At 59.8% G+C, this 13,669-nt stretch carries 7 protein-coding genes and 1 tRNA gene; 3 read left to right on the top strand and 5 right to left on the bottom strand.

The features are described from left to right. Positions 1 to 97 precede the first annotated feature (97 nt). The 5 genes from ACVWZU_RS13360 to cysS form a co-directional block, all read right to left on the bottom strand. A tRNA-Arg gene (locus ACVWZU_RS13360) sits at positions 98 to 171 on the bottom strand. A gap of 12 nt (positions 172 to 183) precedes the next feature. Beyond that, entirely contained in the window at positions 184 to 825 is a 642-nt protein-coding gene (locus tag ACVWZU_RS13355) for a ribonuclease HII (RefSeq protein WP_457445392.1), read from the bottom strand. 35 nt (positions 826 to 860) lie between these two features. Continuing rightward, on the bottom strand, positions 861 to 3,032 hold the full coding sequence (locus ACVWZU_RS13350) for an Rne/Rng family ribonuclease (RefSeq protein WP_457445390.1): 2,172 nt from the start codon (positions 3,030 to 3,032) through the stop codon (positions 861 to 863). A 1,054-nt stretch (positions 3,033 to 4,086) separates the two neighbouring features. Further along, positions 4,087 to 6,744, bottom strand: a complete 2,658-nt coding sequence (locus ACVWZU_RS13345; protein ID WP_457445388.1) for a TIGR03960 family B12-binding radical SAM protein — start codon at positions 6,742 to 6,744, stop codon at positions 4,087 to 4,089. Between the two features lie 152 nt (positions 6,745 to 6,896). After that, positions 6,897 to 8,480, bottom strand: a complete 1,584-nt coding sequence (gene cysS, locus ACVWZU_RS13340; RefSeq protein WP_457445386.1) for a cysteine--tRNA ligase — start codon at positions 8,478 to 8,480, stop codon at positions 6,897 to 6,899. Positions 8,481 to 8,820: 340 nt separating this feature from the next. Here cysS and ACVWZU_RS13335 point away from each other — a divergent pair, with 340 nt between their 5' ends. The 3 genes from ACVWZU_RS13335 (at position 8,821) to ACVWZU_RS13325 (ending at position 13,535) form a co-directional block, all read left to right on the top strand. Next, positions 8,821 to 10,503 (top strand): LysM peptidoglycan-binding domain-containing protein, encoded by a 1,683-nt coding sequence (locus tag ACVWZU_RS13335; RefSeq protein ID WP_457445384.1) that lies wholly within the window; start codon positions 8,821 to 8,823, stop codon positions 10,501 to 10,503. 92 nt (positions 10,504 to 10,595) lie between these two features. After that, positions 10,596 to 11,921, top strand: coding sequence for an FIST signal transduction protein (locus tag ACVWZU_RS13330; protein WP_457385735.1), 1,326 nt, complete (start codon positions 10,596 to 10,598; stop codon positions 11,919 to 11,921). An 81-nt stretch (positions 11,922 to 12,002) separates the two neighbouring features. Next, a complete protein-coding gene (locus ACVWZU_RS13325) occupies positions 12,003 to 13,535 on the top strand; it encodes a leucyl aminopeptidase (protein ID WP_457445382.1) in 1,533 nt (510 codons plus the stop codon). The last annotated feature ends 134 nt before the right edge of the window (positions 13,536 to 13,669 follow it).

Genomic DNA, 13,669 nt, shown 5'->3' with positions numbered 1-13,669 from the left:
TCAGGACTTGGGTCATGGTTCTATCATAACTTCCGCATTCCTCCCGACACTGACCCTACGGGTACAGTGCGGGGCTCCTGCGATTTCTAGCTGAAGACGCCCACGAAAGGATTCGAACCTCCGACACCTGGGACCGGAACCCAGTGCTCTAGTCCACTGAGCTACGTGGGCAATGCAACTGCATTAACCATCATATCTGCTGACTTTCAGTTCTGCCAAGGGGGCAAAGCTGCGGCGGTGCTGCGGGGTGGGCCCCAAGTTCTGCAACGCCAGTCGGTGCTCCCGCGTGCCATAGCCAGCGTTGGTGCGCCAGCCGTAGCCGGGGTACTGCCGATCCCAGCTCTGCATCAAGGCATCTCGCCAGACTTTGGCCACAACTGAAGCAGCGGCAATGGAGAGGCTGATGTGATCCCCCTTGACCAGGGCCGTTTGCCGGGATCCCAGCTCGGCCAGCGGCAATCCATCCAGCAAAATGTGTTCGATTGGATCCAACTTGGCCAAAGCCCGCTGCATGGCTAGCACCGTGGCCTGGCGAATGTTGAGCCGGTCGATCTCAGCAGCAGAGGCACTGCCAACGCCCACAGCCAAAGCCACCTGCCGAATCCGTTCCGCCCATTGAGCGCGTTGCTGCGGACGCAGTTGTTTGGAATCCCTCACTCCCTCCAGTTCTTTGGGATCCATCTGGGCGGGCAAAATCACCGCCGCTGCCACTATCGGCCCGGCCAGGGCCCCCCGCCCCACCTCATCCACCCCCGCCACCCGCAGGATCCCCTGCTGCCAAAGGGATCCCTCCCAGATCAAACTCGGCCTTGCCCGCTCCACCATACTCCCATGCCTGCCCCTGGGCTTGAGAGCAGCGCCTAACTGCTGCGGGAGCGCCGTCGCCTGGAGGCTGCTGGAGATTGCTGGGCAGGGCTGATCCCCAGTTCCGCGGCTGGCTCGGCCAAGCTGCTCTGCACGGCTGACGGGAACGATTCAGCAGAGGAGATTTCGGGTTCCGAGGGTTCGGGTGGAGAAACGGTATCCAGCGGCTCCTTCTCCTGCAAGGCACCCGGTTCGGGCGCCAACTCCTCCGCCTGAGAAGTTGCCTCAGTCTCCACCTCTGGGCTACTTTCCACCTCGACAGTTCCCGGCAGAACCACCCTAACCGCCGTGTCTCGGCCCCAAGGCGGCGGCTGGTCAAGGAGCAACAGCGGCGACAGCCCCAACTCCGAGTAGACCCGTTGTTGTAACGGGGTCATCTCCACGGTGACGGTTTGCCGTACCGGAGCCGGACGGCCTTCTGAGGACTCCGTCCCGCTGGCGCGAACGGTGCGGGCTGGGGAAGTGTGATCTTTGCGTGAGGCGGATTCTGCCTCTTCCCCAGGGCCAGAACGGCGGGGTTCTTGACGCTTTAGGTCTGCTCCGCCCCCTGGCAGTTGCATCGGCTCTGGGGCTTCCTCTTCTACAGGAGTATCCAGGCTCCGAGCAACGAGGCGCTGGCCAGTGCGGGGATCCCCCCAGTCTTCACGGGGACGCTTGCGTCCCGTTTCAACCCGTGGCTCTTCCTCCAGATCGTCTGAAGTCGTAAAGGGATCCGGGCTGGGGCGTCGTTGTCCGGGGGCAGAGCGCGACCGCCGCAGCAGCGCACGGCTATCGCCTCGAGACAGCCCATCGCTCCCCACTCGCAGGCGTGCCCGTTGGGGGTTGCCATCGCGGGGCAGGATCGGGCCGGCCTCTTCCTCATCCCCTCCTTCCGCCTCGGTGGGTAGCGTTACCGTCAGGCCGCTTTCTATTGTTAACAGATGCCCTGGCTCGGCCCCCGGCAAGCGGGCCAGGATCCCCAGCCCCTCACAGGTAGGGCAAGAATGGCCGAAGATCTCATAAAGGCTTTGCCCCTGCCGTTTGCGGGTGAGCTCCACCAGCCCCAATTCCGACAGTTGGACCACCTGTGGGCGAGCTTTGTCGCTGGAGAGGGCCTTGTTAAAATGCTCCAAAACCAGCAACTGGTCGCGGCGGGAATCCATATCGATGAAGTCCACCACAATCACACCGGCAATGTTGCGCAGCCTCAATTGGCGGGCAATCTCGGTAGCCGCCTCACAGTTTGTCCACAGCACTGTCTCCCGAGAAGTGGCCGATTGGGTGAAGGAGCCCGAGTTAACATCAATTACCGTCAGGGCCTCGGTGGGCTCGATGATGATGTAGCCACCAGAGGGCAGATCCACCCGTGGCCGCAGCGCCTGCCGAATAACCGCGTTGACCCGAAAATACTCCAGAATGGGGGTGGGCTCGCGGTGGGCATCGACAACGACACCAGGGGGCATTTGGCCCTTGTTCCAGCCCTGCAGATAGCTACGGACTCGCTTCGCTCCTGCCGCAGAGTCGGTCACAATACGGTTCACATCGTCGGAGTAAACATCCCGCAGCACCCGCTGAATAAAGTCGTCATCCCGGTTGAGTAGCCCCGGCCCCCGTGCTGCCTGATACTGCTGTTGAATATCTTCCCAGAGTTTCTTCAATTGCTCCAGGTCGTCGATCATCGCTTCTTCGGACACACCTTCCGCTTCGGTGCGCACCAACAGGCCCATCTGCGGGGGTTTAATCAAAATGGCCAGCGACTTCAAACGGTTGCGTTCTTCTCGATCCTCGATGCGGCGGGACAGATGAACGCCTTTTCCGTAGGGTCGCAACACCAAATACCGCCCTGGAAAGGCCAAATCTCCGGTAAGCCTTGGCCCTTTGTTGCCGGTAGGCTCTTTCATCACCTGTACCAGCACCTTTTGCTGCGGCAAGACCAGCTCAGAAATCGAGGCATGACTTCGCTTGAGGCGCAGCGGGCCCAGGTCGCTGACGTGGATAAACCCATTGCGCTCTGCAGGGCCGATGTTGACGAAAGCGGCATCGATGCTGGGCAGAACGTTCTCGATGATTCCGACGTAAACGTCTCCCACTTGGTGAGCGCCGCTGGCGACGATCAGCTCCTGCACTTGATCTTCGGCGAAGACGGCTGCCACTCGATGTTGCTCGGCAATGACAATCTGCCTGGGCATTAACTTCCCTCCCCGCCCCAAGGGCACGCGGTTACGGGTTGAACCCTCATTCTGGCGAGGTGTTGTCCTTTTGCCGGGATCCGCTTAAGTTTCTTTGACCAGGATTGACTCATCATGGGGCTGTCCATTACCCTCAGCTCTGCTTTGACGCTTGGCTTTGTTTCCTCTCCAATGGGTGAGGTGAGTTTAAGTGCATGTGAACTACCCAATGCTGGCCTTGGTGGGTACAGCAGGGGGCTTCTGCTGTGGGGATAAAAGCTCATCGGATGAGATGAATGGATGGGGTGAGGTTTGCATGGAGATTATTGAATAGGCTCAGAAAGCAAGACGGCTCCGCCTCGGGAGATCGAACGCTGGCCCATTGCAGAACCCCAGTTGTGCGGCCCAGCCTGTTCGCGAAAGCGTCGCGTAGCGATAGTCCACAACAAGACAGGGTTTGCGCGCGGAAAGAAGCACCTTCTCAGGGTAAGATTGAGATCTGGGCTAGGTCGAAGGGGCACACCTTTTTGTTGCACCTATCGACTCGACCCCATCACGCCTGTTACCTGCCCTGGGTACTGAGTTAAGAGTGTCTCCATTCCAAAATCCGGCCCAGCTTTTGCCTGCTGCTCACCCCGCCCTTGGTCAAGTTGATGCTTGGCGAGCCCCACAGCGGCAGGAGCCAGCAATAGCAGCATTATAGCGCTTGTGGGATCCCTCAGCCCAGACAGACCCTTAGCCCTTGGGTTGCTCCCAGAGGAAGTGCTCAATCTGGATCGGCTAGGGGGTTCTGATACATTTACGCTGAACACTGCTGAACATCACTGTTCAACTATGCAGCGATAGCATTCTGTTTGTTTCCATTCGCGTCAGCGGGACGGAGTCCAAACAGAATGGCGGTATCCCGCAAAGCTTTGAGTAGAATACCCAAAGCGCAGTTTCCGTGTCGTCTTACTACCAATTTTCTGCTTTGCTTTGGCTACCATGTTGGCAGACTCGAAAGTAAACAGAAAGATCAACTGGTAGTAATCCGTACTGAACACATTATACATTATTTTCAGTATAGTTGAGCTTATTATTGACTAGAGTCATGCTCCCACAACAGGCGCAGCCGCTTTGCCGTCTGTAGTGTCCAGTGGGGCAACCCCAATGACTCGGCCATTTGAACCAGATGGGTGGGCCGCAGGTAGGCACCGTCGTTGCGGCAACTGCCCCGGTAAAGGAGGCAAGCGCTGCCCTCGGGGGTCAGGCCCTGAAACTCTAGGTAGTAAAGCAGGGCGCGGGCATTGAAGGGAGAGGACTTGCCAGACTTGGAGGTTTTTTCAATCCAGATTTCCTGCGCGTCTAGAATCTGGGTAACCCAGGCGGGCCAAGAGGACTCCGTCCCGCTGCCGTGAACGGCTTTGGGCAACTCGCAGCTCACCGTGAGCTGATATTCGGCGGCGTAAACGGCTTCGGTGGCCGAGGGATCCCGCAGGCCAATTTCTTGGACAGCTTGAATGGGGATCTCCGGGGGCAGCTGTTCGCTCAGAAGGGCGCGCAGTTTCTCAGGCGTCAGAGGACCTTCAGGCCGATCCAGCAGCTCCAGATCCAGGATTTCGCCATAGCCTTCCTGGCCGATGGGCAGAGCGTTGGCGTTGGCCAGGCGGGGCATGGGGTGGTAGCCGCCGCTGAAGGCCAGAGGTAACCCCGCTCGCCGACAGGCCCGTTCCCACAGGCGCATGAGATCCAGGTGGCCCAGCCAGCGCAGATCCCCGGTTTTGCCGTAGGTGATGCGGAAACGCTGGGCAGGTGGCTCCGGCTCCAGGGGATCCGGGGTGGGGGTGGGTTGGCTCTGCAGGGGCGGGACGGGCGGAGGGGGAATGACGATGTTGTGGCCGAAGCCGGGGCCGCAGATGCCGCAGGCGGAGCAGCCCTCGAAGGAGCAGTCTTCCACGGTGAGGGCTTCCAGGGCGCGGCGGTAGTCTTTTTGCAGCCATTTTTTGTCGATGCCGGTATCGATGTGATCCCAGGGCAAGGGATCCTCCAGGCCCAATTCCCGGATGGGGAGACGGGCGCAGAGGGCGACCGGATCGGCGGCAGGATCCACCTCTTCGCCGCAGTAGGCCCTCACCCAGGCAGCGTAGGCGGCGTCGATGTTTTCCCACCAGGCGTCCATGCCGGCCCCAGCCCGCCAGGCCCGCTCGATCATCTGTCCCAGGGAGCGATCCCCTTTGCCAATAAAGTCTTCCAGGATGCTGAAGCGGATATCGGTGAAGTGGGCCTTGACGCCCCGCAGCCGCCGCAGCTCTTTCTGCAGCAGGGTTTGCTTGCGCTGCACGTCGGCGTAGTCCACCCGGTGCCACTGGAAGGGGGTGTGGGGCTTGGGGGTGAAGTTGGAGAGGGTGAGGGTAAACTCCACCCGCTTGCGACCCAGGGCTGCACATTCTCGCTGCAGCATCTCGACGGTGCGGGCGATCCCCAGGACATCGGCGTCGGTCTCGCCGGGCAGGCCAATCATGAAATAGAGCTTGATTTTGTCCCAGCCCTCTTGGACGGCGGTGCGAATGCCGCGAATCAAGTCGGCATCGGTGAGGCCCTTGTTGATGATGTCCCGCAGCCTTTGGGTGCCAGCTTCGGGGGCAAAGGTGAGGCCGGAGCGGCGGGATCCCTTCATGATGGCGGCAATTTGCTCATCAAAGCGATCCACCCGCTGGCTGGGCAGGGAAAGGGCAATGTGTTCTCTGAGGAGACGGTTGTGCAGCTCCGCTCCCACCGCCGGCAGGGAAAGGTAGTCGGAGCAACTGAGAGAAGAGAGGGAAAATTCGTTGTAGCCGGTCTTGCGCAAGCCCTGCACCACAGCCTCCACCACTGCTTCCGGATCCACATCCCGCGCTGGGCGGGTAAGCATTCCCGGCTGGCAAAATCGGCAGCCCCGTGTGCAGCCCCGCCGCACTTCCATCACCAGGCGGTCGTGGACGGTTTCCACCAAAGGCACCAGGCCGACGGAGTATTGGGGTTGAGGCAGGGCCACCCGACGGCGGACGCGCTCCGGCACCCCAGGCACGATGGGCCGCGGTGGGATCCCCTCGTAAAACTGGGGCACGTACACCCCCGGCACCTGGGCCAGCTCCAGCAAGACCTCTCGGCGGGGCTTGGACAGGGATCCGGCCAGCACTTGGCCAATTTCCGGCAGCACCTCTTCCCCATCTCCGAAGACGAAGAAATCGAAAAAGTCGGCAAAAGGCTCTGGGTTGGAGGTGGCGGTTGGCCCACCGGCAAAGATCAGAGGGCACTCTTCCGGGGTGAAGGGTTGCCGCTCCCACCACCTGAGCGGGATCCCGGCTAGGTCCAGCATCTCCAGGATGTTGGTGCCCCCCAGCTCGTAAGCCAGGCTGAAGCCGATGATATGGAAAGCGCGCAGAGGACGGCGGGATTCCACGGCAAAGAGGGGGATCCCCAACTGCCGCAGGCGGGCCGCCAGATCCGGGCCTGGCAAGTAGGTGCGGTCACACAGTTGATCCGGCTGGGCGTTGAGGATGTTGTAAAGGATGAGGTGGCCTAGGTTGGAAGCTCCCACCTCGTACAACTCTGGATAGCTCAGCACCCAACGCACCCGTGCCGAATCCCAAGGACGGTGGACGGCGCCAAACTCTTTGCCCAAGTAGCGGGCCGGCCGCTGAATCTCAGGGGTGAGCAGGCAATCCAGATCGATGGGACTCAGATCAGTTTGCGCGGTAGCTGGAGAAAGCATTGAGATCCGCCGAGACGTTGACACAGTCACTGATCTGACTCTAGCCGAACTTTTCCAGCAACCCAAACGAAGGGAGAAGCACTTTGCCCCTCTGAGCCCCTAGGTTACAGCCACATCCATTTTGAATGAGCCCGAGGAATGCTCCTCAACCCCTATTCTCGCAGCCAACGGGTGGTGCCATCTTTTTGATCGATGAGGGTGATGCCGAAGGCTTTCAACTGATCTCGAATGCAATCGGCTTCGGCAAAGTTTTTGGCCTTGCGGGCTGCCGAGCGCTGCGCGATCAGCTCCTCGATTTTTTTAAAGTTAAGTTCCCCATTTGTAGCTGCTTCTTTGGATCCCTCGAATTCAGAGAATGAGGGCCAACAGAATCCCAAAGTAGCCAAAATCTCCAGCAAGGCAGCGCTTTTTTGTTTGAGGGCCTGGGGCTCCAGATGGGTTTGGCCTTGATGGGTGAACAGGTTGTGTTCGCGGGTGAGTTCTTTGGCCAATTCAAAGGCGATAGCCAGCGCTTCAGGGGTGCCAAAATCATCGTCCATAGCAGCTTGAAAGGCTTGCATGGCCTCAGCATCAGGGGATCCCTTTTCTTCTTTGCAGAAGTGCTGGGCACAGTGGATCCCTTTCTGGAGGGTTTCCCAGCCACGGCTAGCCGCCTGCATGGCTGCCTCGGTGAGATCTATGGGGCTACGGTAGTGGGTCTGCAACAGAAACAGCCGCAAGGCCATGGGGTGATAGACGGCGAGGGCCTGTCGTAGGGTGGTGAAGTTGCCCAAAGATTTGGACATTTTCTCGCCGTTGATGTTGAGAAAACCGTTGTGCATCCAGTACTTGGCCATCGGCTTGCCGGTGATTGGCTCCGATTGGGCCAGCTCATTTTCGTGGTGGGGGAAAATCAAATCTGCCCCGCCGGCGTGAATGTCGATGTGATCTCCTAGGGTCTCTCGCACCATGGCGGAACATTCGATATGCCAGCCCGGTCGTCCCCAACCCCAAGGAGAGGCAAACCCCGGCTCAGAAGGGGGGGCCGCTTTCCAAAGGGCAAAGTCGAAGGGATCCTGTTTGTCGGCTCCTTCTTCTCCTACCCGGCCACTGGCTCCCGCCTCCATCTCCTCCAGTTTTCGACCGGATAGCTGGCCGTAATCCGGGAATTTGCGGACAGAGTAGTAAACAGAGTACTGAACAGAGGCGGGGGTCTCCGGCTTGTGCCCGGTTTGCCGGAGGGAAGACGGGTCGGTCTGGTGTCGAATCGGATCCCGTACCCGGTAGGCAAAGCCTTTGAGCTCCAAAGATTGGATCAACTGGAACATGGCTTGCAGCGATTGCGTTGCCCTCGGGTAGAGATCGGCCCGCTTGATGTTCAGGCGATCCATGTCCTGGAAATATTCGGCAATGAAGCGCTCCGCCACCGCTTGCATGGATTCGCCACGTTCCAACGCCCGCTTGAGGATCTTGTCGTCCACATCGGTAAAATTCTGCACATACTTCACTCGGTAGCCGCGCCACTCCAGGTAGCGACGCACCATGTCCCAAACCACGTAGGTACGCGCATGGCCGAGGTGGCAGAGGTCGTAAACCGTTACACCACAGACATACATCCGCACCAGGGGCTTCTCCCCCGCAACCGGAGCTGCAGATCCCTGGGAATTGCCGACGGAAACGGATTGAGGTCCACCTGCTGCCAGCGGCTGAAACACTTCCTTGCGGCGAGTCAATGTGTTATAGACAACCAAATCCATGGGTATCCCTAGTTTGTAGTTTCAGCTACAGCAAAACAGGCTTTGTCTTCCAAAAAAAGACGATGGCGCACTTTGTCTTGAATCGGATGAGGCTCGACAAAATCTCAACGGGCCAAGGGCTGGAACCATTGTGAGGCAAGCATTGTGGCTGAAATTACCTGCCAAGACTTGTCTAGATTTGTTAACTACGGTACTCTAACCTGAGTGCGAGCCAGCCTGTTCATTAGCGAGCTCCACCCCGGCTTGAGTCACCCCTGGGGTGCTCGGTGCCAAGGGGCTTATGCCCCTCATTTTGACATCTTCTTCTCTTGCACTCTAGTGTCAGCCTGTTGGTGTGAGGATGCCTTTAAAACCCACTTTCCCCAATCCCCAAAACGGGGAGCCGGATTTCCGCGGTGCTGCCGTGAGCACCCTTTCCCCCCCACCCCCAAAGGGCTCGGCAGGGATCCCTTCAGAACAGTCCTGGACTTCTGCGGATTCATCTGCCGAGGAAGCCTATCTTCTGGAGTGGGCTCCAGCCCCTCTCTCTGGGCGGTCGAAGCCAAGATGGGTTGGTTTGGCCCTCTCTCTCAGCTTAACGGGCCTGGTATGGCTTCTGAAGCTGGAGGCGGATCCCTGCGCAGAAGCTGGGGAAGAGCAGCTGCCGGCCACCCCCAGGTGCCCAACCGAGCCTGAGACAGCCCATCCAGAGCCGGGGGATTCTGCTCCTGCGCGTCGGGGATATCCGGCTTGGGCCACTGGTCTTTTGCTGATGCTGGGCTTGGCCGGAGTCGCTACCCTACAGCAGCGACAGTTGAATCGCCCCCTGTCTCCGGCGGTAGAGCCGATCCCACCCTCTGTGCATACGCTATCCGGCGCTCTGCAGCAAAACTACGAGCGGAAAAAGGAGCAGCTGCGCCAAGCCTTCGCAGAAGGGCGAATCCCGACAGGAGAAGGGCCCAGAGGCATTCTGGAGCATGAAATTCAGCCGGGGGAAACCCTCTGGCAACTGACCCAGATGTATCAGCTCGACGCGGCTGCCATCACCGTCTCCAACGGTATTCAGGCCAGTACTGAGCTGAAGCCGGGGCAAGTTCTCCTCATCCCCAGCCAGCCGGGATTGATCTACACCGTCAAGCAGGGAGACACACTGGAGGACATTGCCAACCGCTACCGAGTTCCCCAGCAGCGGATTATCGAAGCGACTCCTCTGGATCGCCCGGAATATCTGCGCATTGGCCAACGCCTGCTCATCCCCGGCGATGTGGGCGAGTTGATCCAGCGTCAGAAGGAGATGATCGCTGCCCAGAAAGCTCGCGAAGAGGAAGAGCGCCGCCGGCAAGAGGAGGAAGCCCAACGCCAAGCCGAAGCCCAAGCTCGATTACAGGCGGAGCAGCAACGCCGGGCCCAGCAAATGGAACAAGAACGGCAGGCCCTCTTGGCCGGTGGATCCCTGACCCACACAGTTGGAGCCGGTGACACCATCGAACGGATCGCCGCCCGCTATGGGGTAACTCGGCGATCCATTATTCAAGCCAACAACTTGCGCAATCCCCACTGGCTGCGCATTGGCCAACGCCTTACGATTCCGGCGCCGGGTACGCAGCCCACCCCAGCTCCCGCCCGACAGGCTCCGCCAGCGCCCCCTCCAGCCCCTCCCCAGGTTCGCAGCAGTGGGTTTGTCTGGCCGGTCTCCGGGCAAATCACCTCTGGCTTTGGCTACCGTCGCGGTCGCCTTCATGCGGGGGTAGATATTCCTGGCCCCGTGGGATCCCCCATTGTAGCCGTTCAGGAGGGAGTGGTGATCTTCGCGGGGAATGCTGGGGATGGCTACGGCAATCGAGTGGACATTCGCCATCCCAACGGAATTGTTACTCGCTATGCCCACGGCCATCAGATTTACGTTTCCACAGGCCAGTACGTGCAGCAGGGGCAGACAATCATGAGCCGCGGCAGCACCGGCTGGAGCACAGGGCCGCATCTGCACTTTGAAGTCCGCCCCGGCGGGGGCGCGCCTGTGGATCCCCGGCCCTATCTGCCCTGATCCTGTCCCAAAGCGAGACTACACAGAACAGCCAGCCTGGCCATAAATTGCTAGCCTAAAAACAGCAAACTCCAGACCGTAGGAACACGCCGATGCAGTGGGTGAACGCGCTCTCCCAGCTCCCTTCCCTAGAAGCGGCTCTGCGGCAGGTGGTGGAGGAAGCCAAGGCCAAGCTTCAGGCGGCCCAGCTGAAAAGTGCCTTGAGTCGGCAGGTGCAGACGGTGGGATCCGGCAGCTTGCCGGGGCTGCTGACAGGGTATGTTCCCTCTCAGCCTCTGCGGCCCAACCTGGGGGTTTTGTTTGTGTCGGCGGCCTTTGCCAGCGAATACATCCGGGTGTTGCCATTGCTGTCGGGGCTGCTGGAGGTGGACGTTTTGATCGGCTGCTCCGGGGGTGGCATTGTGGGTGGCGGGCATGAAATTGAGGATGGCCCGGCTCTCTCCTTGTCTTTGGCGGTCATGCCGGAGGTGGTGCTGCATCCTTTTCATCTGCGGGGGAACCAATTGCCAGACTTGGATGCGGCTCCTTCTGCCTGGGTCGATTGTGTTGGGGTTTCGCCGCAGAGCAAGCCTCATTTTCTGCTCTTGGCCGATGGATTTTCCTCTGGCATCTCAGAGTTGCTGCAGGGGTTGGATTTCGCCTATCCGGGATCCGTCAAAGTGGGGGGATTGGCCAGTGGGGGCCGCGGCCCTCGGGGCAATGCTCTGTTTTTGCTGGATGCGCGTACCTCCACACCTCGGCGGGAGCTGTATCGAGAGGGCACAGTGGGGCTAGCGCTCTACGGCAATGTGGTGCTGGATGCAGTGGTGGCCCAGGGGTGTCGCCCCATTGGGGATCCCTTGCGGGTGACGGAAGCAGAGGGGAATGTGATTCTTGGCTTGGAGGGTCGCCCTCCTCTAGCGGTTTTGCAGGACTTGGCAGAGCGGCTCAGTCCCGTGGATCAGCGATTGGCCCGCCACTCTCTCTTCATCGGCCTGCTGATGGATGAGTTCAAGTCGGAGCCGACGCCGGGAGATTTCCTCATTCGCGTAATCTTGGGCGTTGATCCGCGCGTGGGGGCGCTGGCCATCGGGGATCAGGTGCGCCCTGGCCAGACGGTGCAATTTCATCTGCGGGATGCCCAGACTTCGGCAGAAGATCTGCGTTGGGCCCTCAGCCGCTATTGTGCCGAGCGCAACTTGAGGCAAAGCCCCTCTCAACCGAGGCCGGAGCCTTGTGGGGCGTTGATGTTCTCCTGTTTGGGGCGAGGCAAGGGCCTGTACGGCACTCCCGATTTTGACTCGCAACGGTTTCGGGAATTGCTTGGAGAGCTGCCCTTGGGGGGGTTCTTTTGCAATGGTGAGATCGGCCCCGTTGGGGGATCCACCTTTTTACACGGCTACACTTCCTGCTTCGGGATCTTCCGGCCCGCCCACTAGAGGGGGGATCCCTTGCCCTAAGAGCCGGCAAAATTAGATAAACTGAGGATCTGCTGTCAACAGCTTGGTCAAGGATTTCTCATGCAGCTTCATCTTAGCGAGCCGCCACTCACTCAAGGGGAATGTGCCCTGGTCTATTGCTTTGCCGCTTCCGGCGGGAATGGCCGCTTTCCTCTGCCCCCTGAGATCGCCTCTTGGGATGAAAAGGCGTGGTCAGGGCTGGTGGCGGAAACCGTTCAGGAGCAGGGGTTTCAGGGGAAGCCGAATAGCAGTGTTGCCCTGCGCCTGACAGGAGAGATCCGCAAACTGGTGTTGGTGGGGCTAGGGGATCCCGCGGCCCTAACGCTAGAAGCCCTACGACGGGCCACAGCCAACGGCCTGCGCCAGGCTCACAGCTTAAAAGCCAAGCAGGTGATGCTGTCTTTGCCGGAGACGGGGTTGGATCGGGTGCGTGGGGTTCAGGCGGTGGCCGAAGCCTGCCTACTGGTGGCGCACCGGGACAATCGGTTTAAATCTTCAGCCAAAGGGGAAGAGGAAAACAGCTTTTCTGTGCAGGAAGTAACTCTCTTGGTGCCGGGGTTGGCCCAGGCTCGCCCCGATTACGAAGTCGCGCTGCAGCGGGCCATTGAGATGGCGGCAGGAACCATCTTGGCTCGGGAATTGGTGGCTGCCCCCGCCAACATTGTGACTCCTCTTGCCCTGGCCGATACCGCCCGCCAACTGGCCCAGGAATATGGTCTAGAGGTGGAGATTCTGGGACAGGAAGAATGCGAAGCTCTGGGGATGGGGGCTTTTTTGGGTGTGGCCAAAGCCTCTGATCTGCCGCCCCAGTTCATTCACCTCACCTACAAGCCGCCACAAGGGGATCCCGTTACCAAATTGGCCCTGGTGGGCAAGGGGCTGACCTTCGATTCCGGTGGGTTGAACATCAAAACCGACTCCCGCAGCATCGCCATGATGAAAACCGACATGGGGGGAGCAGCGGCAGTTTTGGGAGCTGCACGGGCCCTAGCCGCCCTCAAGCCTCAGGCGGAACTGCACTTCATCGTCGCCGCCACGGAAAACATGATCAGCGGCCATGCTATTCATCCGGGAGATATCCTCACCGCTTCTAACCAAAAGACCATCGAGGTCAACAACACCGACGCAGAAGGCCGCCTCACCTTGGCAGATGCCCTGGTGTTTGCGGAAAAGCTGGGCGTTGATGCCATCCTCGATCTGGCTACCCTGACCGGTGCTTGTGTGATTGCTCTGGGGGAAGAAATTGCCGGCTTGTTCACCCCGGATGAGACGTTGGCCCAGGAGCTACAGCAGGCTGCCAATCTTTCCGGCGAAAAAATCTGGCGCCTGCCGCTGGAGGAAGGCTACTTCGAGGGTCTCAGCTCCATTGTGGCCGACATGAAAAACACTGGTCCCCGCTCAGGGGGATCCATCACCGCTGCCCTGTTCCTGAAGCAGTTTGTGGAGAAAACCCCTTGGGCCCACCTGGATATAGCAGGCCCCGTTTGGACAGAGAAGGATGCAGGCTACAACAACAAAGGGGCCACCGGTTATGGGGTGCGCACCCTGGTGGAGTGGGTCTTGGCGCGGCAAGCCGCAGCAGCTTGCTCATAACCCCGCCTTTCTGGACGTTGGGCCTTGAAAAAGCATCTAGTAAACTACCCGGCTCCGACCGCTAAGCGGTACGGAGCGGGCTTTCAGTAGCCCTGAGCCTGTTCTGCTCTACCAGAGAACAAAACAAGCCCGGA

The sequence above is a fragment of the Thermostichus sp. MS-CIW-26 genome, assembly GCF_054059115.1.
The sequence above is the reverse complement of the archived record's forward strand: the minus strand, read 5'-3'. Positions and strand labels throughout refer to the sequence as shown.